The following is a 20,362-nucleotide window of genomic DNA, read 5'->3' as shown; positions in this document are numbered from 1 at the left end:
CACCGGAAATGTTTGTAGTCCGTTCACTTAATTTTTTTGGTGACATCTTACCACAGGTCGCCTGGATCGACAACTATTTTGTCTCATCTTGTAACGCTTCTTTAATCGTCCTCGCGAGTTTGTCTCCAATCCCAATTTCCCTAAAATCGTCGATACTCGCCTCGCGTATCCGTTTCAACGAACCAAAGCGTTTCAACAACTTCCTCTTCCGCTTTTCTCCAACTCCCGGAATGGCATCCAGTTTCGACTGCACAAGACTTTTCGTTCGAGTCCGGCGGTGAAAGGAGATGGCGAAGCGGTGCACTTCATCCTGAATGCGTTGCAGCAAATAAAATTCCTGGCTGTCCCGCTCTAAGGGAACAGGTTCCGGTGGGTCGCCAATCATCGGTTGAGCGGTTCGGTGTTTCTCGTCCTTGACCAATCCGCAAACAGGAATGAACAGACCTAATTCGTTTTCCAGCACGTCCAGTGCTGCAGACATCTGGCCTTTCCCGCCGTCGACGACGATGAGGTCTGGCAAAGGGAGGTCTTCTTTTAGCACCCTCGTGTACCGGCGGCGAATCACTTCCCGCATCGATTCGTAATCATCGGGACCTGTCACGCTTTTTATTTTGTATTTGCGGTATTCCTGTTTCTCCGGCTTTCCATCCACAAAGACAACCATCGCCGCAACAGGGTGTTTCCCTTGAATGTTGGAGTTGTCAAACGCTTCTATGCGATGCGGCTTTCCGATTCCCATCGCTTTCCCCAGCCGCTCGACAGCGACGACGGTGCGTTCCTGTTGACGCTCAATGAGCCGGAATTTCTCATCCAATGCGAGCTTGGCGTTCTTGTTGGCCAACTGCACCAGTTGGCGTTTTTTCCCCCGCTGCGGTGTGTGTACCTTCACCTTCAGCCACTCTGACAGCAAATCGTTGTCCACTTCGACCGGCAAGTTAATTTCATGCGGCAAAGCCGTCTCTTCATAGTAAAACTGGGTGACGAACGTTAAAAAATCTTCTTTCTCCTCTCCGTGGTACGGGAACATAGACACATCCCTTTCAATGAGCTTACCCCGGCGCAAGAAGAACACTTGCACACACATCCAACCTTTGTCTACCGCATAACCGAACACGTCCCGATCTTTGTCGTCCAGAAAACTCATCCGCTGCTCTTCTTCTAGACCGTCGATGCTTCGAATCAAGTCGCGCAATTCTTGTGCCCGTTCAAAATTCAATTCCTCTGCCGCCTGCTTCATTTTGTGTTCCAGTTCTTTGCGGACTTCTTTGTGACCGCCGTTTAAGAAACGCACAATCTTTTTGATCATGGAGCCGTACTCGTTCGGATCCACCGGACGTACACACGGCGCCAAGCATTGACCCATATGGTAGTACAAGCACACCCGGTTGGGGAGTGTACGGCACTTGCGCAACGGGTACAGCTTATCCAACAGTTTTTTTGTATGGTTGGCCACACTCGCATTCGGATACGGTCCAAAATATTTCCCGCCGTCTTTCACTACCTTGCGCGTCACTTCCAAACGGGGGTGGGTTTCATTCGTAATTTTGATGTACGGGTAAGACTTGTCGTCTTTCAACATGACGTTGTAGCGAGGGCGGTGTTTTTTGATTAGATTACATTCCAATACGAGCGCTTCCGTCGCGCTCTCTGTGACGATGTATTCAAAGTCGGCAATTTTTTGTACGAGACGCTCCGTCTTCGTGTCGTGGGCTCCAACGAAGTAGGAGCGGACGCGATGACGCAAATTTTTCGCCTTGCCGACGTAAAGGATGTCGCCGTCTTCGCTTTTCATCAGGTAACAACCTGGCTGATCGGGCAAGAGTGACAGCTTTTCTGCCATGCGTGCTTCCATCACTGTTCCCTCCTTTCTATATCCTACCACATTAATCAAAGATGAGAGTCCGGCACGTTTTGTGTTAAGGTAATAGTGTGTAAGGAGATGTGAAATCGATCTTAAAAGCGGTCGAAACGAACAGCGTCTTTACGTGTACTGAATGGAGAAAACATCGGGAGGAAGAGTCGTGACTTCGTATTTTGATATGCTGAATCGCCATGGACTGAAAATATGGGGCAGTTTTATGGTCGGAACGTTAGCTGCCGCGATCCCAGTGATCGTCATCACCTTCTTTTTTACTTTCATGCTCGCAGCCATCGTCCTCGCGAGACTTAGCGGTATCGACCCGTTCAACAGCAGCCCTGAAGCCATACTGGAAACTTTACTAAATCCCGGAATGGTCGTCGTCGGGATACTGTTTCTGCTTTTCTTCATCTTGATCTCACTGCTGACCTCCGCCTTCACAAGTGCCGGTTCAATCGGCGTTGTGGCAGATAGCATTCAAAAAAACAAAACGGGGGTCGGGACGTACTTTCGCTACGGATTTCGCCGCCTCTTCCCGATGCTGGGATTACATCTTGTCACACTTCTTCTGGCAGTGCTGCCGTTGATTCCAGTTGTCATCGGCGTATTGCTCTTTTTTACAGAAACAGTGTGGGGAGTGGCTTGGGGCATTATTTTGTTCCTTCTAACGATCGTTCTGTACATCGTCTACGGACTCGTCGTCCTGCACGCTCCTGCTGTCCTGATTGCTAAAAATAAAGGCGTGTTCGAGGCTCTGTCCGCTTCGTTTCACGCTTTTCGAACGAAATTCGGCCAAGTCGCACTATCGGCCCTTATCTTATTCGCCATAACGATGGCAGGAGGGATCGTCACACTCGTGTTGGAAGGCCTCATAAGTGGGATCAATCCGCTAGATCCTTACGCGGAAGTTCACCCACTACGCAGTTTTCTCAGTCTCATTTTAATGTTTCCGGTCAATAGCGCTCTGCAAGTTATTGTCATTTCCACACTCGTCTTTCGCTACTTGCGCGTCATTCATCCCGACCCGCCGTCAGACGGAACACCTGGATCGCTTCGATCAGGTCCGGAAGCCCCCTCTCCAGTGGAAAGTTCAAAGCTCGACCGGGAAGCATCTCCGTAAAATCGAGTAGGAGGGGGCGGCTAGCCCCCGTCCTCTCACACCACCTAGCATGCGGGTCCGCACTAGGCGGTTCCAAAAGGTTGACGAAGTTCCATATAACGAAAAAGCATACTCTTCAGCCCTTTCGCTTCCCAGTAGGAAGTCGGAAGGGCATTGTTTGTGTTCCGGGACATTTCCCATGGTCCTCGGCGGGAATTGGCCATCATGAAGCAGGCCCATTCTGGTACGCCAAGGGCCCTAAGTTCACGAAGACGGGTTCTGACCCGTTTCCATTGTTTCCATAGGCACATCCTCAGTCTGCGCCGAATCCATTGGTCGAATCTTTCACAGTGCGTCTTCATCGATGCCAGTCGAAAGTACCTGACCCAACCGATGATGTAGCGGTTGAGCCGTTTAATTCGCTCTTCCATGGAGATCGCCCGTGAACGACTCGTCATCTCACGTATTCTATCTTTGAATCGGGAGATGGTCTTCGGGGCTAACCGAATCGTTGCTTGTTTGTCCGGCAGAAAACTGAACCCTAGGAATTTCCGGTTCCAGGGGCGGTCTACCGCACTTTTGTCTCGGTTCACTTTCAGTTTCAGCTTTCCCTCTACAAAGCGAATCACCGATTCCATGACGCGTTCCCCTGCGCGCTTGCTAGCGACAAAGATGTTACAATCGTCCGCATAACGTGCGAATTGCAACCCGCGTTTCTTTCGTTCTTTGTCCAGGTCGTCCAACAAGATGTTGGCCAGAAGCGGACTCAGCGGTCCGCCTTGCGGCGTCCCTTCCTCTGTCCGTTGGCATACTCCGTTGACCATGACTCCGGCGTTGAGGTACACCCGGATGAGTTTCAGGTCTCGCTTGTCCTTCTCCCTTCTTGCTACCCTCGCCATGAGCATGTCGTGGTTTACTCGGTCAAAGCACTTCTCTAAGTCCAAGTCCACAACCCATCTGTATCCACTCTGGATATAGCGCTGGGCTTGAAGGACCGCATCATGGGCTCGCTTCCCTGGTCGGAAGCCGTAGCTGTCCCATGAGAAGTGAGCATCGAAGATCGGATGCATCACTTGCAGCAGGGCTTGCTGGAGGAGCCGGTCCATCGCGGTCGGGATCCCTAGAAGCCTCACGCCGCCTCCAGGTTTTTGGGGATTTCCACCCGTTTGACTGGCGCGGGTTTGTAGGTTCCCGCTAGGAGCTCTGCTTTCACCTGTGCCCAGTGTGTGTTCAGGTAAGCCTGCAGTTCAGCTACCGTTACTCCGTCCACTCCGGGCGCTCCTCCGTTTCGGACCACTCGCTTGTATGCGAGCAAGAGATTTTCTCTCTCAAGCATCCTGTCCAGCAAGTCGTTATGGTCTTCGCGAGAGGAAGGGGCGACTTGTGCCGGAGAAGAGCTCGGCGCTCCAACATACCCTCGCGGCTTCACCGCTGCTCTCTGTTGGCAGCTCCCTTGCGGGATATTCTGCTGTCTGCGCTCTTCTCTCGAACGCATCGGTTTCCTCTCTCCTTTCGGTTCGGCCCTTCCGCTTTCCGGCGCCCCGTACTTGCGTACTATGGCCTCTGCTGACTCCTGCGGATTCAGCGCAGCCTCTCGACTGCGGTTACGATGTTACTTCGCGTGTTCCGCAGGCCTCCCCAGATAAGAGCGTCATCTTTCCGCCCGCGATCACTGGAGTTTACAGGATGAGCCCTTGGCGGCTTTGGATTTCGTTGTGTTCTGGCAACTCATCCGACTAATCCTGCCTCAAATCCAGTTCGTGTACCTTGACCCGTGCGTTTGTCTCCGGCTTCCTTCAGATTCCGCCTCGCGACGGACACCCTTGCCTTTGACTACGGTAGGCGCTCGCCAGCCCCCGTTCGGGACTTTCACCCTATAGATGACGCCCATGCTGGGCGTACAGAAAAGGTCCCAGACCGAACGTTTCAGTCTGGGACCTACCGCTTTCCCTTTTTATATATGTTTGTTCAAAACGTCCATCAGCTGTTCTTTTGGCTGAAATCCGACCAGTTTTTCAACGACTTCGCCGTCTTTAAACATCATCAGGGTCGGAATGCTCATCACTCCGAAACGACCCGAAGTGTCCGGGTTTTCGTCGACGTTCAACTTGGCGATTTTTAATTTATCTCCAACCTCACTGTCAATTTCCTCCAACACCGGTGCAATCATTTTGCACGGTCCGCACCAGGGCGCCCAAAAATCCACTAAAACCGTACCGCCGTTTTCCACTTCTGCTGCAAACGATTGGTCGGTCACATTCACGATGGCCATGGGAGCAGTTCCTCCTTTTATCATTCCTACAATTTACTCTCACAGTATACCATCATTCAAAGTAAATATCCAATCGCCTTATCTCGATCAATTCCTCTAATTTCCATTCATACACCTTCCAGCTGTTTGGCACAATACGTTTGACAGTGTAATACGCGAAAATCTCACAGTTGAAAGGAGAAACATTCAAATGGCATTAGTTCCTTTTGAGCCGTTTCGTCAATTGGAATCGTTGCGCGAAGAGATGAACCGATGGATGAACCACAATTTCCCCAGCTGGGCCCAGCAGACATTCAGTTTCGGACCGCGTGTCGATGTTTCCCAAACAGATCGGGAAGTGATTGTCGAGGCCGAGATACCCGGCTTGACACAAGAAGACGAACTGGACATTCAAGTGCTCCCGACACAAGTCGTCTTAACAGGCGAGATACGCCGCACACGCAAAAATCAACCAGGACATTTGGAGACGTCTCAACAGAAAGAAAGGGAACCACAAAACGACAACCAACCGGCTGAACCCGACTATTATCACACTGAGCGATACGTGGGTCGGTTTCACAGAGTCATATCCCTGCCGGCGGAAGTAGACGATGCCAAGGCGTCAGCTGAATACGAAAACGGCGTGTTGGAAATACGCCTTCCCAAAGTCAAGGCGGACAAAGGGAGGCGTCTCAACGTTCGCTTTCATTGAAAGAGGAACCGCACTCCGAGAGGGTCCCCTTTAAAGAAAAGGGCTGCTACAGAAAATCAGCAGTTCTGACTTTCTGGGCAGCCCATTTTTCGTAAGGATATAATACTTCACATCGGAACAGAGGGTGAAGATTGCTTCTCTGTCGCTTGACCTTCTAGCTCATCTTCTGACCCTGCGACGACTACTGCAGCCGATGCGTCACCTACGACATTCACACATGTGCGGAACATGTCTAAAATGCGGTCCACGCCCGCGATCAGCGCGATCCCTTCCAGCGGAAATTGTACAGTACTCAACACCATCGTGAGCATAATCATTCCAGCCCCTGGAATGCCGGCCGTGCCGACCGAGGCCAATACCGTCGTCAGTACGACGGTTAACAATTGCACAAATGTCAGATCCAACCCGTAAAACTGGGCTATAAACAGGACCGCAATCCCTTGATAAATAGCGGTCCCGTCCATATTAATGGTCGCTCCCAGAGGGAGAACGAAACTGGAGATTCGGTTAGATACCCCCAAATTTTCCTGGGTGTTTTTCAACGTAACCGGCAGCGTTCCTGAACTGCTGCACGTACTGAAGGCAATGAGCGCCGCTGGTGATATGCCTTTGAAAAATTGGAACGGATTCATGCTGGCAAACTTTTTGACAGCAATGGAATACGTTATGAGTGCATGCACGATACACGCGACGGCTACGGCCGTAATGGCTTTCAACAGCGGCATCAGCACAGACAGGCCGTACTCTCCGACGACAGGTGCAATGAGGCCGAATACGCCGATCGGTGCGAGGCGCATAACCGCTCCAGTAATTTTGTACATAATTTCGGCAAACCCTTCAAAAAACTGTTGCACCGGTTGCGCTTTGTTTCCTACAACCGTAATGCCAACCCCCACAAAGATGGCAAAGAAAATAATTTGTAACACATTTCCCTCAGCTAAGGCACTAAACGGATTGGTCGGAATAATGCCGAGCAACGTCTGAATGAATCCTTCCGCCTCTCCAGGTTCAACTGCCTCCGTTTCAGAAACAGTAAGGTCTAATCCGCTGCCAGGAGAAAATAAAAATCCGAATGCTAAACCGATGACGACCGCAATGCCCGTTGTCACGAGGTAATACACGACCGTTTTCCCGCCGATGCGTCCAAGTTTTTTCGGGTTCCCGGTACTCGCCACTCCGACGACTAACGTGGTCAAAATGAGTGGAGCCATGATGAATTTGATGAGGTTTAAAAATAAGTCCCCTAACGGTTTCACAACCTCGATGGCCGGACCGACCATAGCCCCGAGAATGATGGCGATGACAAAGGCAGCAAAAATTTGTGTCAATAAATTGCCTCTCATCTTCTTCTCCTCCCTTTCTACACAAATGTATGGCCGAATACTTTCTTTAAGACCTCTTATCTGTATAAGTGCCAGTCTATACGTTTAGGTCATTGTATCGCCTAAACGACAAAAAGAAACAGGAAACAACCAAAAGTCTGCTACGTTCTCCGTACCAAGTTGGCCTCAGGCAGTCGGACAGTGAAGACAGATCCGTCCACATGCGGCCTTGTCTGAACATTAACATCACCTCCAAGGCCTGCGATCATCTCTTGGACGTAAGACAGTCCAATCCCTGTGGATGGATTTCCATCGCGGTCATATTTTGAAGTGAATCCCGGTTTGTAAATGAGATGCAGATGTTTGTGAGGTATGCCGGGTCCGTTGTCACCGATGCGAAACAGTACCGAACGGTGTTGTTTGCTCACGGAAAGGGTGATGACACCTGTATCCTCAATCGCTTCGATGGCGTTCTCGACGACATGGTTCACGATAGACAGAATGCTGTAAGCGTGGTAGTGAGTATGGCAGTCCTCGATATCCAGTACAAACCGGATGGTTTTCCCCAACGAATCGGCATACTTCCGGTTGACTTGGACGATGATCGTCATCAACTCCGACATATCCATATACTCTGCGAATTGTTCATCCGAAATGAGTTTTGAAAGACCGGCGAAAATCCTCTGGTTATCCTTTTTGATCTCGTGTATTTCACCGGCAATCTTTAACGCTTGTTGACACAGTTCCTCCGGGAAATCTAAAGGAGATGCCGTGCTGTAACTCTTTAACTGGCGATACAGGTGGTAGGAAGATTTTGTCACTTCCTCTGTACTCTGTAAAGTCTTTTTCAGCTGAAAAGCTTCAACGTATAAGTTGGACGTCACCATGAGCAAGTGAAGGTTTTGTTTCCGCACTTCGGCTTCCTTTATTTTCGTCTGGTACAGGTTCATCAAATTAAAAAAACCGACGACGAAAAAACTGCGGAAAATGGCGATGACGATCACCTTGTGCACGTCACTTAACGTAAACACCGATGAAAAGGCAATGTATTGAAACGTCAACTCTGCAAGGCTGGCGGACACCTCTGCGAGAATTCCAAGCAGCCCGATGACGACCGGTTTGTGATGAAAGCGGTTCACTTTCGTCAAGTAAAAAAGAAGGGCAAACGTCACATAATAAAAAAAGGTAGGGTACCGTGACTGAAACGCATCGGCGAATTCTTGTGCGCGAAAGAGGAAATCGAGGAGGATGCGGAACTCTACGACGAGAAAACCGACGAGACCCCCCGATACGACGGGGTGAATTTTGCGCAGCAACAACAAGAAGAAGAAAAAAGTCGGGGTGCCAAAACTGACCCGGAACGCATCGTTAAACGGATAAAAGTTTAACTCTCCTGCCAGAGGGACGATCACCAGCATGGAGAAAAATATGCGCTTTTCCCTCGTTAAATGGCGCAACACCGTTGCTTCCTTCAATGTAATCACCGCTGTGTTCGATTGTCACTTACATATATTTTAGCAAAGGCAAACCCTTTTTTGTCTCAAAAAGAATTCCCCCTGGCGACAGCGTACGATCGGTCGCCAGGGGGGCGGTGAGGGGATCTTATTGCCACTTGTCTATCACGTAGTCGGCATCATCTTTCAACACGTGATAGGCGTAGTCGGACACTAATCCTTGATCTTTGTGGTGATCCAGCAACTGGATAAAGTTTTTCATATGTTTGACCACTCTATCGGCAGCCCCTTGCTCTTCAAAGCGATGCACAGCCGTCAAGTGAACGTGTAAAGACCGCGCCACCTCACGGTTCTTCAATTCGCCTTCCTGCTCAAACTGGTCGACGAGTTTCGTCATGCCGTCAGCATCTATATCGACTTGCACGGTGAACGCCCTTTCCTCTTCGGTATTCCCTTTAACATCTACCGATATCCAGCGAAAGGTCGTCGTTTCAGCCACCTGAATGACCTCTCCGGGCTCGCGGATGTCGGCGGCTTCGTAAGTCGGTGAATCTTGCGTCGGTTCACTTCCGTCTGTCGTGTAGTGGATCGCCGCCGGCTCACTCGTTGAAAACGTAACGTTGACTGTACCGTCGGGTTGACGGTCTTGCATCAGCCGCGTGGTGGCAGGATCTTCGTCCATCCCGTACTCCATCGCAATCTCAAACATTTTGATCACACCGCTCGCGTACTCCTGGTACTGGAGATTCGCCTCTTGCCATTCGGGTTGGAATCCGCCTGCCCCCACCCATCTATCTTGGTCCGGGTCCCACTGCGACCCGCCAATCTCCCAGCCGAAGGAATAAATGCCATAGTTGTTGTAAAGCTCCTCGCGGACGTTTCCGGCTGAAGAGTAGAGGACATCGGCAGATCCGCCCACGTTACGCGGCTGCACGACGGAGTCACGCAAGCTTTTGACGTTGGACAAAATCTGTTCGGCCATTTCCCAGTAGTACTGCTCGTCCTTGAGCGGCGGGCGCGGTGTCGTAATCCGACCTTCGGCAATGTAAGCCCCCGGCTGCCAAAACAGTTGGCCGCCATAACTGTGCACGGTCATAAAGAACTTGATGTTTGAGAAATTTTCTGCCAACCAGACGACGTTCTGCGCTTCTGGCTCCGACAGTTCACCAGGACCGGCATACGTATCAGAGGTACAGTCGGAAGAACCGCCGCTGTAACCGTCAAAAATGGAACCGACTGAATAGTTTCGATTGAGGTCAACTCCCCAGTTCCCGCGCCGCCCGGGATCGGAGTTTTCCGGACCGCAGTGGTTGGTCATGTTGCGGCGTTGCATGTTCCGGTCGAAGAAACTGTAGTGAGCGCCGTCGGGGTTGTTCGACGGTATGATGAAGATGTCCACATTTTCTACAATTTGCCTGGTCATTTCGTCATGCTCGTAGTTCGCGAGGAGCCGCTCGGCCGCCTCGAGGGCGACTAAAGGGGTCACCCACTCCCGGGCGTGATCCTGAGCTTGAATGAGGACGCCGGGTTTCGATCCGTCGCGGTTCTGACCAATGCGCAGGGCTCGAATCGTGAACGGCTCGCGGGAGATGTCTTCTGGTGCACTCAAGAAGTCCGACAACCTCGTTGCCGCTGCTTCACTGACTACACCAGAGCCATCCCCGTTGCGATACAAATGTGCAGTCACAAGTTCACTCGCCTCAGAATGGGCGTTGATGGCGTCAACGACCTCAGCAGCCGTACTCACTATCTCTGAAGAATCACTGTCTTGGGCAAGATGTACTGTAATGTCGTTTCCGTCGACAGATACGGTAGTCTTGTCCAATCCTGGCTGACCGATTAACGCCACGGTGATATCATTGCCACCTTCATGGCCGTACATCTTCGATGTTACGTAAAATGTACTGTCGAGATCCCCGTTTTCGACACCTGAGCCAAACTGCGCTTGAGCGTGCCGCCGGTAACCGTTCGTCTTGTTCGGCAGCTCGACAATCTCGGTGATATTTGGATGTTCTGCGGCTAACTGCTCGATGCGATCATAAATTTCGGTAGGATGCATGTAACCGTCAATAAAACCGTACTGATACCCCGGTCGGTCAATATCTGCCTCGACGGAGTAGAGCCAGTCGTTCACTGCAGCAGTTGCTTCAGACCCAAAGGAGCTTGTCACTGTGACCGTATCGGGCCGAGGTCCATCCACTTTCGCCAAGATGCGGTGATACATGTATTCGCCGGAGTCGACGAAAGCATCCATCTGTACTGATCCACTGTCCCAGGACAGTGTCAAGTCAGCGTCACTTTCAGCGGAAGACTTCGCTTCGACAGACAAAAACCCTTGTCCTTTTGTCGTAAACCAGTCGACCCGACCGATGACGACGGTGTCGGTGCTCTGTGCGGCACGTGGACGTTTTTTAATATGCGGTGAAGGGGAAGCTTGTGTGGAAGCGCCCTCATCTGCCAATTTGGCACCGAAATCTGGCAATGCGTCTAGCTGTTCTTTCGTGAGAATCGCGTCCACTTCGATGCCTTCAGGGAGGCGTTCTATACCGCCGGCGAAATCGTACCCTGCACTTTGCATCTCGTAAAAGACGTCGCTCCCCGGCACGAGAATACGGACCCGTTTCCCTTCTTCTAGTTCAGGTTGCGCCGCCGCTCTCAGCTCGTCTGCCTCTTGACTCGGACTGGCTAAAGCTCCAGTCATCACGGGTGTCATGAGTAAAATAGCCGATAACAACACGACAATCGATCTTTTCACTATCTCAACCCCCTCTAATGTTTGTTCAGCGGAATGCTACCACGTGACACGATACAAGATTCTCGCGTGTCACCTCCTTCACAGCCTCTAGCGGGTGGTACCACTTGAAGTCATGGACATACATTCATCCTATATTGAAAACTACATGATTTAACGATAAACTACAACTTATCCAACCACGCGTCGTATCATCCGTCTGAATTTTACCGTGGATTCAAAAGGTGTGAACGATGTCATGCGTTTTTATATCGTTGATGACGATGTGGCCATCCGCTCGATGTTGACCGAAATTATCGAGGATGGAGACCTTGGAAAGGTCGTGGGAGAGGCAGAAAACGGCTCAATGTTAGACGAACACCTGCTGTCCCTAAAGCAAGTAGACATTGTACTCATTGATCTCTTAATGCCTGTACGGGACGGAATTGAAACTATCCGCAGTATTGGAAGTGCATTCAAAGGAAAATACGTCATGATTTCCCAAGTCGAAGCCAAAGAATTGGTCGCTGAAGCCTACTCGCTCGGAGTAGAGTATTTTATTACCAAGCCCATTAACAGAGTAGAAGTACAGTCGGTCGTGAAAAAAGTAACTGAACGCATACGTTTAGAGAGGTCTATCCGGGAGATCCACTTATCTGTAAGCAACGTGCTTCAGCCAAGTGCGCCTGCGTATGACAGCCGACACTCTTTTACCCAGCAGTTAACGACATCGGGGCGGATCATCCTCTCTGAGTTAGGCGTCATCGGTGAAAAAGGGGCTAAAGACTTAATCGACATTTTAAATTACATTGCAAGCGATGAAGTGCTGACGAACAGCTTACCTCCCCTCAAACAGGTGTTTACCCAAATCGCTCGTCAAAATCTTGGAAGAAAGGCGACCACAGAAGAACTAAACAGAGAGGTTAAAGCATCCCAGCAACGAGTGCGCAGAACGATTTATCAAGCACTTAACCACTTGGCTTCTCTCGGACTGACCGATTTTTCCAATCCGACATTCGAACGTTACGCGACCGTCTTTTTTGATTTTACAGTTGTACGGGATAGAATGACTGAGCTTAAACACAACGCACCGTCATCTGCTTCCCGCGTTCGAATCAATGCGAGAAAGTTCATTCAAGCCCTCTATTTTGAAGCAAAACAGCACATCACCTCAACAGAACATTCGTAAAGCGGTTCCCCTGGAAACCGGAACCGCCTTTGGTGTGGGATTATCGAGCCCGAACACGACTTTCAAAATTTTCTTTGTGAGAGCCGTCACAAAAAGGTTTGTTCTCAGATAGACCACAGCGACACAATGAAAATTTTGGCTTCGTTTCAAAGCGATTGCCTTCAGCGTCCACTAATTCTACATCCCCGGATACAATATACGGACCGTTATCCCGTACTTTAATCGTGACGTCAGCCATATGTAAACTCCTTTCAGTCAGCTTTATATGTTAAAGTACCGCACCCCTTCCCCTCTGTCAACACGTTCTCGCCGCCTCCCACGCTTCCTTTAACGGAAGGGCCGGTCCCCTTTCATCCGAGATTTTCGACATTTCAATCCCAACACGGTACAGGTTATGATAAAGACGTAGCGAAAAAAGAACCCATCGATCATACTGGTGATAGACAGATCGGGGTGATGGACACATTGAACGTTCACATTGACATTAGCGAAAAGTACGAAGAAACGACTGTCACCATCCAGGCGAAAGAATGGACAAAAGAGCTGGAGACTTTAGTCAGAATGGTGAAAAGCACGAAGCCGATCCGGCTCTTAGGAATCGATGCGGAACAGTCGGTCTTGCTCGACCCAAACGAGATCGACTACGTGTATGCTGAAAATCGAAAAGTGTATGCCGCTGTACAAAAGCAGCGGATTGAACTCAAAATGAAACTGTACGAAGCAGAATCCCTGCTGGAACCGCATCAATTTACACGCTTTTCCAAATCCGTCATTGGAAATCTGAACCGCATTCAGCGGTTTGAATTGGCGTTTAACGGCAACTTGTGCGTGCACTTTACATCGGGCAACAAAGAGTACGTCTCACGGAAGTATGTCGCCCAATTAAAGGAAAAATTGCTTTCAGGAGGTTTGACACATGGGAATTAACGTGTTGAAGCGGATGATAGCGGGTACGAGCTTCGGGGGATCCTTTTTTTCATCGTCCTCACGGTTTTGAACGTGCTAGCCATTGAAGTCCCCGTCTCTAAATTGTGGACAGATATGGCGGTCAGTCTCGCGCTCGGAATATATTTTGGGCTGTCATCACTCATGTTCGACATCGAAAGGTGGAGTCGCTTAAAGCAAACGGTCATTCACGGTCTCACGTCCCTCGCCGTCTTTTTTCCCACCGCCATTCGTTTAAACTGGATCCCGCTTGATAGGGGCGTGATGATGACCTGCTTACTCATCTTTCTCACAATATACGTGCTGTTCTGGTTTTGTGCGTGGTGGTATTACAAGAGATTGGCACAGTCTATGAATGAAATAGTGAAAAAGTAACCCCGTCTCCCCAGAGGAAGTACGCTGAGAGCGCGCCGGCACTTTGTCAATCCACTTCCATCAAAAGACATAGCGTAGAATGAGACCACTCTACGCTATGTCACGAAGCATGCTGTGGATTTCCTATTGGATCGCTTCGTCTACCTCTTTCACCATTTCCATAACAGATACGAGGCCGCCGCCGGACAGGTACCAGTTATTTGGGTCCAAGTAGATGATATTGTCGTTTTGGTACGCCTTCGTCTTTTTCACTAAGTCATTTTCTATGACTTGCTTCGCCGCCTCCCCTTCACCTATGGCGGAATCTCGATCGATAACAAACAGATAATCTGGATCTTTTTCTGCGATGTATTCAAACGAAATGCTCTGTCCGTGGGTGGATGCCTCAATGTTCTCATCAACAGCTGCAATCCCGAAGACGTCATGGACAAACCCGAAGCGGGAGCCAGGACCGTAGGCGCTCACTTTGCCTCCAGTGGTCAACACGATCAACGCGTTTTTGCCACTGGCAGAAGCTTTCTCATGCAAAGCGTTGATGGCGTCGTCTATCGCTTGCAACTCAGCTTCTACTTCGGACTGCTTGTCGAATATCTCACCAAGTGTGGTCATATTGTGTTTAAAAGATTCGATGTAATTCTCAAAGTCGACCCCCATAAATACCGTCGGGGCGATGTCGGCAAGCTGGTCATACACTTCTGTCTGCCTTCCGGAAATAATGATAAGGTCCGGTTCCATCTCAGCAATCTTCTCAAAGTCAGGCTCTTTCAGACTCCCAATATTTTCGTATGGGTCTGCTTCGTACTGCGACAAGTAAGGCGGAAGGCTGTCCTGGGCGACACCTGCTACCTCCACTCCCAGTTTATCGAGCGAATCCAGTATGCCAAAATCAAAGACGACCACAGTCTCCGGGTTTTTCTTGACGGTTGTTTCACCTAATTCGTGAGTGACCGTCAGTTCTTCACTTTGGGGTTGCAGAGAATCCGCTTGCGGTTGTTCCGACTCTACATCGGACCCGGTTCCTGCAGACGCCTCATCGGCACTGTCGGTGCCGCAAGCCACAAGCAACGCTATGATCGCCACAAGTGCGACAAGGAGCCACACCGCTCTTTTCATCATGATGACCTCCATGCATGTATTTTGACTGAGTACATTATACATGATATTGAGAATCATTTTCAATTACTTTTTTAGGAGAAGTACACGCAAATTTTACAGCGGTTAATATCCCGGACACTAATGTCCATATCGTAAATTTCTTTTAGTGCCGGCTGGTTGATGATCTCCTCCGTTGGTCCTTCTTTGACAATTTTGCCGTCTTTCAACGCCACGATGTAGTCCGAGTACACGGAAGCGAAATTAATGTCGTGGATGACAATCACAATCGTCTTGCCCAACTCATCTACTAATCGCCTCAACGTCTTCATAATCTGGACGGAATGTTTCATATCCAGATTGTTCAGCGGTTCATCTAACAGAATGTAGTCCGTATCCTGGGCAATGACCATGGCGATGTAGGCCCTTTGCCTTTGCCCGCCGCTCAGCTGATCTAAGTACTTGTGTTGTATGTCCTCCAGGCCCATGTATTGAATGGCGCTGTCCACATGGTCCCAATCGTCTTGAGTCAATCTTCCCTGGGAATAGGGAAAACGCCCGAAGCTCACCAATTCCCTCACTGTCAAGCGCAAGTTAATGTGGTTGGTTTGCTTCAAGATTGAGATTTTTTTGGCAAGCTCATGACTCTTGCACTTGCCGATTTCTTTTTCCTCTATGTAGATCTCGCCGCCGTCTTTTGCGATCAGGCGGCTGATCATGGAAATCAGCGTGCTTTTCCCGGCGCCGTTCGGCCCGATAAAAGAAGTGATTTTCCCTTTCTGGATCGTGACGGATACGTTGTCCACGACATTTTTGCCGCTGTACCTTTTGAACACGTTTTTTACACTTACCATGACCGATTCTCCTTTAACAGCAAGTAGATGAAGTAGATCCCGCCGATAAAGTTGACAATGACACTCAACGTAGTGGAGAAAGTAAACACTTCTTTCACAATGAACTGTCCCCCCGCCAACGCCGTCACGCTGATCAGCACAGATCCGGCGATTAAATACCGATGCCGGTATGTCTTTAAAAACTCGTAGGCGACATTCACGACGAGTAGCCCTAAGAATGTGATCGGTCCGATTAAAGCCGTCGCGATAGAGACGAGAACGGCAACGACGAGCAACAACCGTTTCACGACATAATCGTAGTCGATCCCTAAGTTGACCGCGTGATCTCTCCCTAACGAAAGGACGTCTAAAAATTTAAAAAATCGGGCGCTGTAGCCAATGACGACCAGCATAGCCAGCGTCGAGATGAAGAGCAGTTCCCGGTTGACATTGTTAATGCTGGCAAACATTCTGTCCTGAACGACGAGGAATTCATTCGGGTCGATCAGCACTTGCATAAACGAGGCGATACTGTCAAACAAAATGCCAAAAATCAGCCCGATCAACAACAGAAAGTATATGTTTTGCCCTTCCCGCTTAAACAAGACTTTGTACAGCACACCGGCGAACAAAATCATCAGCCCGACGGAAACGACAAAGTTAAACTGGCTGTCCATCACGGCCAGCGTAGAAGAGCCAAAGAAAAAGATGACAACGGTTTGAATTAACAAGTACAGGGAATCCAAGCCGATAATGCTCGGAGTTAAAATTCGGTTGTTCGTAATCGTTTGAAACACTAACGTGGAGTACCCAATGGCACCTCCAGTCAATACGATGGCAAGGATCTCCCCTCCTCTTCGCGCCAGGGCGTAACTCCAGTTACTGCCAATGTTGACAAACAAATAAGCAGCAATCGACAAGACGGCAATGATCACTAGCAGCCCAGTTTTTACCCTAAGATGCATAAGCCCTTCTCCTCACCAGCAGATAGATGAAAATACCGCTTCCAATGATCCCGACCGTTAAGCTGATCGATATTTCGTACGGATAAATGACGACACGGCCGAGAATGTCACAAAACAAGAGGAAAACTGCCCCTAACAAAGCGGTGTGAGAAAGGCTTTTCTTCAAGTGGTCCCCTTGATAGATGCTGACAATATTCGGAATAATCAGCCCTAAAAAAGGGATCATCCCCACTGTCAAGACGATGGAAGACGTCACGAGGGCGACGATAATCAACCCGAGATTGACAATTCGCCTGTAGTGCAATCCTAAATTTTTTGAAAAATCCTCCCCCATGCCAGCAACTGTAAACTTATTGGCAAAAAGGTACGCTAACAGAACAAAAGGGAGACTCACATAAATTAATTCGTATTGCCCGCCAATAATCATCGAAAAGTCGCCGTGAAACCAGGTGTTCATGCTCTGGATCAAATCGTGCTTGTACGCGAAAAAGGTCCCGATCGAACTGATAATATTTCCTAGCATCAATCCGACTAAGGGAATAAATATCGAGTTTTTAAATTTGATTTTCTCCAATATTTTCATAAACAAAAGGGTCCCAAGCAGGGCAAAAGCAAAGGCCACGGCCATCTTCTGCAATATTCCGGCAGCCGGGAATACGATCATGGCCACCAAAATGCCCAATCTGGCAGAATCCATCGTCCCAGCCGTTGTCGGAGAGACGAACTTATTTTGGCTGAGTTGTTGCATAATGAGCCCACAAATGCTTATGCTCATGCCGGCTATAATGATACTGACGAGACGGGGAATCCGGCTGATGAATAAAATTTGCGCCTTTTCGGCCGTCAGCCCGAAAAGATCTGCTGGCGATAAGGACGAAACACCGATAAACAATGACAGCGTCGATAACATAATGAGGGCGACAATCAAATATCTTTTTTCATGACTCTTCCTTCTAGTTTCATTACGGACAATAATGAAATTCATTATCAATTAATCCCTATAAAACATTATACCACCCCATAAATAACCGTCAACAATAGCGTTTGTATTTTGGCACACAAAAAAAGACAGGACTTTCAACCTGCCCGTGTAAAGCAAACCGTAGACCCGTATTACGTCGTTTTTTCTAGCTCGTTCCGTTTCCTTAACTCACGAACTAACTGGTTAAACCATTCCTCGTCTTTCAATTCAAGGGCCAGATCAATGAGAGATCGAATGTCCTGAGAGTGAAGGGCGTGTTTCGCTTCTTGAATATCGCTTTTTTTCACCATTAACACATTGCCCCGGTTTTTGGGATCTGTAATGCGTATTTTGACGACCGCTTCCCAAATTTCTACAATAAACCCTGTTATCCTCACCCCGTCGTGCGAAACGTAAACCCAGTCAGAAACACGCAAATGTTTCTCCCCCTCTAATTGCGAGACAATGGTTCTATACACTATGTTACAAAAGATGCCGCTCCTTGTTGCCTATCCTGTCAAAAAATCTAACAGAGAAACGCATGACCTCCTTTTTTCGCAATGGATCCAGTTAAATGGATTTTAACGCCTCAGGAATCGGAGTGTCGCCGGAAACGAGGTCAAAGCCACGGTAATACGTCGATTTTTCGTCCAAGGCGACTAAAATCGTCCGGGCCACATCTTCCCGCGGCACTGTTCCCCTTTTCAAGTTTTCAGCTGCCGAGACCAGCCCCGTTCCCGGTTCGTTTCGCAACCCGCCAGGACGGACAATTGTATACGTCAAACTGGTTCGCTCCAACATTTTGTCGGCATAATGTTTCGCCACGTAATAATGTTTGATGCGTTCATTCCAGTTTTCCCTCCGGTGCGCTTGCAGGGCACTCACCATGACAAACCTTTGAATCCCCGCCTTTTCAGCCGCCTCCATCGTCTTCACTGCCCCATCGAGATCGACTAACAGCGTTTTATCTGCCCCGTGTGCCCGCCGGAACCTGCTGTAAACACGACGGCGTCGCACCCTTTAGCCGCATCCGCAATCTCATCAACACGGCCTTCCAGATTTCTAACGGCAACGTCTACCCCCGATTGCCGCAAAGATTCGGCTTGCTCCTCCTTCCGCACCATCGCTCTCACTGTATGTCGTTCGCTTTCTCTTAACAACCGTACGAGGTGTCGTCCGATCTGCCCGTTGGCTCCTACAACGAACACGTTCACCTCAGCATCCCCCTTTTGACATAAAATCCTGTTCATCAGTATTATTTCAAATAATAATGCGTGAAGCAAAGGGGCACAGGGGAACGATCTATACGTTTTTCAGCCGCGTGATCAATGCGTGTTCCACATCTTTCGTCTTATATCTTCCACCCAAATCCGGCGTTACAATCCGTTCTTCCAGCAAGTCCTGGACAACGTCAAGCACGCGTCGGGCTAACGAGTATTCCCCGATGTGCTCCAATAACAAACACGCTGTCCACACTTGCCCAAGGGGATTGGCAATACTTTTACCCGAAATGTCTGGAGCCGAGCCGTGTACCGGCTCAAACATGGAAGGATAGCGTCCTTCAGGATTTAAATTGGCAGAAGGTGCAATACCGATACTCCCCATAACGGCACCCCCGAGATCGGACAAAATGTCTCCGAATAAATTCGAAGCCACAATGACATCATACGCCTGCGGTTTCAGTATCATCTTGGCTGCCAGTGCGTCTACGTGGGTCAATTCGGCATCAACGTCGGGATATTCGGCCGCAATCTCTTTAAAAATACGGTCCCAAAAAGGCATCGTATGTATGATGCCGTTCGACTTAGTAGCCGCGACTAATCGTTTGCGCTCCGTTTGTTTAGCCCGTTCAAACGCATATCGAATGACACGTTCACACCCTGTACGAGAAAAAGAAGAGACTTGAAGTGCCGTTTCACCGCTCTCCAATCCCCTATTGACAATCCCGCCGACACTAGAATACTCACCCTCAGTGTTTTCGCGTACAATAATAAATTTGATGGTCGCATCTACCTGTTTAAGGGGAGAAGTCAAACCTCTGAGCACTTGAACAGGTCTTAAGTTGATATACTGTTGGAACTGCCGACGTATCGGAATTAACAATCCCCATAGCGAAATGTGGTCAGGTACCTGGGGATTACCGACAGCACCGAGGAAAATGTGATGAAACTGGGATAATGTCTTGATCCCGTCATCGGGCATCATCCGGCCTTTTTTGAGATAGTACTCACACCCCCAATCAAATGAGTGCCAATTAAACTTCAAGCCACCGTGAATGTCTGCAACGGTTTCCATCACTTTCTGCCCCACGGGGACAGTTTCCTTCCCTATCCCATCCCCGGGAATCACAGCAATGTCGTATACTTTCATCACTATTGTCTCCTTTCCATGATCAAGTGCATCGAAAGCTTATTACTAACTCAACTTTCTCACAGTAAATTGGATTTCTAAGCCTTACGGTTAATGGGTTTGTTGGTTGTTTCGAATACTTCTTGACATAAAAATTTGCAAAAAAAAACACCTCAACTTTTGGTATAGTTTAATTGTCCAGAAAAAACATTACCAAAAGCAGGTG

The 20,362-nt window shown here is 49.1% G+C and carries 17 protein-coding genes and 2 pseudogenes; 5 read left to right on the top strand and 14 right to left on the bottom strand.

Features of this window, described 5'->3' with window-relative positions:
• Positions 1-73 precede the first annotated feature (73 nt).
• The gene (uvrC, locus tag B0W44_RS04200; RefSeq protein WP_077718912.1) at positions 74-1,852 is read right to left on the bottom strand and encodes an excinuclease ABC subunit UvrC; all 1,779 of its coding nucleotides are present in this window, start codon (positions 1,850-1,852) and stop codon (positions 74-76) included.
• 169 nt (positions 1,853-2,021) lie between these two features.
• Here uvrC and B0W44_RS04195 point away from each other — a divergent pair, with 169 nt between their 5' ends.
• Positions 2,022-2,978, top strand: a complete 957-nt coding sequence (locus tag B0W44_RS04195) for a hypothetical protein (RefSeq protein WP_077718911.1) — start codon at positions 2,022-2,024, stop codon at positions 2,976-2,978.
• Between the two features lie 62 nt (positions 2,979-3,040).
• Here the strand turns inward: B0W44_RS04195 and ltrA are convergent.
• Positions 3,041-4,452: pseudogene (gene ltrA / locus B0W44_RS04190) on the bottom strand (group II intron reverse transcriptase/maturase).
• 459 nt (positions 4,453-4,911) lie between these two features.
• Complete coding sequence (gene trxA, locus B0W44_RS04185) at positions 4,912-5,229, bottom strand: thioredoxin (protein WP_077718910.1); 318 nt, start codon at positions 5,227-5,229, stop codon at positions 4,912-4,914.
• Between the two features lie 190 nt (positions 5,230-5,419).
• Between trxA and B0W44_RS04180 the strand changes: the two genes are divergently transcribed.
• Entirely contained in the window at positions 5,420-5,920 is a 501-nt protein-coding gene (locus B0W44_RS04180) for an Hsp20/alpha crystallin family protein (RefSeq protein WP_077718909.1), read from the top strand.
• 107 nt (positions 5,921-6,027) lie between these two features.
• Here B0W44_RS04180 and B0W44_RS04175 read toward each other — a convergent pair whose 3' ends face one another.
• The 3 genes from B0W44_RS04175 to B0W44_RS04165 all read right to left on the bottom strand — a co-directional run bounded on the left by B0W44_RS04175 (position 6,028) and on the right by B0W44_RS04165 (position 11,451).
• Complete coding sequence (locus B0W44_RS04175) at positions 6,028-7,263, bottom strand: dicarboxylate/amino acid:cation symporter (RefSeq protein ID WP_077718908.1); 1,236 nt, start codon at positions 7,261-7,263, stop codon at positions 6,028-6,030.
• 140 nt (positions 7,264-7,403) lie between these two features.
• Complete coding sequence (locus B0W44_RS04170; protein WP_077721249.1) at positions 7,404-8,660, bottom strand: sensor histidine kinase; 1,257 nt, start codon at positions 8,658-8,660, stop codon at positions 7,404-7,406.
• A gap of 184 nt (positions 8,661-8,844) precedes the next feature.
• Positions 8,845-11,451, bottom strand: a complete 2,607-nt coding sequence (locus B0W44_RS04165) for a M14 family metallopeptidase (RefSeq protein ID WP_077718907.1) — start codon at positions 11,449-11,451, stop codon at positions 8,845-8,847.
• A gap of 235 nt (positions 11,452-11,686) precedes the next feature.
• Here B0W44_RS04165 and B0W44_RS04160 point away from each other — a divergent pair, with 235 nt between their 5' ends.
• On the top strand, positions 11,687-12,616 hold the full coding sequence (locus tag B0W44_RS04160; protein WP_077718906.1) for a DNA-binding domain-containing protein: 930 nt from the start codon (positions 11,687-11,689) through the stop codon (positions 12,614-12,616).
• A gap of 40 nt (positions 12,617-12,656) precedes the next feature.
• Here B0W44_RS04160 and B0W44_RS04155 read toward each other — a convergent pair whose 3' ends face one another.
• Complete coding sequence (locus B0W44_RS04155) at positions 12,657-12,854, bottom strand: CDGSH iron-sulfur domain-containing protein (RefSeq protein ID WP_077718905.1); 198 nt, start codon at positions 12,852-12,854, stop codon at positions 12,657-12,659.
• A 218-nt stretch (positions 12,855-13,072) separates the two neighbouring features.
• Between B0W44_RS04155 and B0W44_RS04150 the strand changes: the two genes are divergently transcribed.
• Both B0W44_RS04150 and B0W44_RS04145 read left to right on the top strand, forming a co-directional pair.
• A complete protein-coding gene (locus B0W44_RS04150) occupies positions 13,073-13,543 on the top strand; it encodes a LytTR family DNA-binding domain-containing protein (RefSeq protein WP_077718904.1) in 471 nt (156 codons plus the stop codon).
• A gap of 72 nt (positions 13,544-13,615) precedes the next feature.
• Positions 13,616-13,936: a DUF3021 domain-containing protein gene (locus tag B0W44_RS04145; RefSeq protein ID WP_237087447.1), complete on the top strand. Its 321-nt coding sequence runs from the start codon at positions 13,616-13,618 to the stop codon at positions 13,934-13,936.
• A gap of 123 nt (positions 13,937-14,059) precedes the next feature.
• On the opposite strand, the gene B0W44_RS04140 is transcribed toward B0W44_RS04145, so the two are convergent.
• The 7 genes and pseudogenes from B0W44_RS04140 to B0W44_RS04110 form a co-directional block, all read right to left on the bottom strand.
• Positions 14,060-15,049, bottom strand: coding sequence for a siderophore ABC transporter substrate-binding protein (locus B0W44_RS04140; protein WP_169835663.1), 990 nt, complete (start codon positions 15,047-15,049; stop codon positions 14,060-14,062).
• Positions 15,050-15,123: 74 nt separating this feature from the next.
• Complete coding sequence (locus tag B0W44_RS04135; RefSeq protein ID WP_077718902.1) at positions 15,124-15,882, bottom strand: iron ABC transporter ATP-binding protein; 759 nt, start codon at positions 15,880-15,882, stop codon at positions 15,124-15,126.
• On the bottom strand, positions 15,876-16,826 hold the full coding sequence (locus tag B0W44_RS04130; RefSeq protein WP_077718901.1) for an iron chelate uptake ABC transporter family permease subunit: 951 nt from the start codon (positions 16,824-16,826) through the stop codon (positions 15,876-15,878). The genes B0W44_RS04135 and B0W44_RS04130 overlap by 7 nt, the downstream gene beginning before the upstream one ends.
• Positions 16,816-17,811: an ABC transporter permease gene (locus B0W44_RS04125; protein ID WP_077718900.1), complete on the bottom strand. Its 996-nt coding sequence runs from the start codon at positions 17,809-17,811 to the stop codon at positions 16,816-16,818. The genes B0W44_RS04130 and B0W44_RS04125 overlap by 11 nt, the downstream gene beginning before the upstream one ends.
• A 128-nt stretch (positions 17,812-17,939) precedes the next feature.
• On the bottom strand, positions 17,940-18,224 hold the full coding sequence (locus tag B0W44_RS04120; RefSeq protein ID WP_077718899.1) for an IDEAL domain-containing protein: 285 nt from the start codon (positions 18,222-18,224) through the stop codon (positions 17,940-17,942).
• A 133-nt stretch (positions 18,225-18,357) separates the two neighbouring features.
• Positions 18,358-19,001, bottom strand: a pseudogene (locus B0W44_RS04115) (SDR family oxidoreductase).
• A gap of 88 nt (positions 19,002-19,089) precedes the next feature.
• Positions 19,090-20,157, bottom strand: a complete 1,068-nt coding sequence (locus tag B0W44_RS04110; RefSeq protein WP_077718898.1) for a tartrate dehydrogenase — start codon at positions 20,155-20,157, stop codon at positions 19,090-19,092.
• Positions 20,158-20,362: the final 205 nt, after the last annotated feature.

The organism is Novibacillus thermophilus (genome assembly GCF_002005165.1).
Lineage (GTDB): Bacteria > Bacillota > Bacilli > Thermoactinomycetales > Novibacillaceae > Novibacillus > Novibacillus thermophilus.
This window is presented reverse-complemented; position numbering and strand designations above follow the sequence as displayed.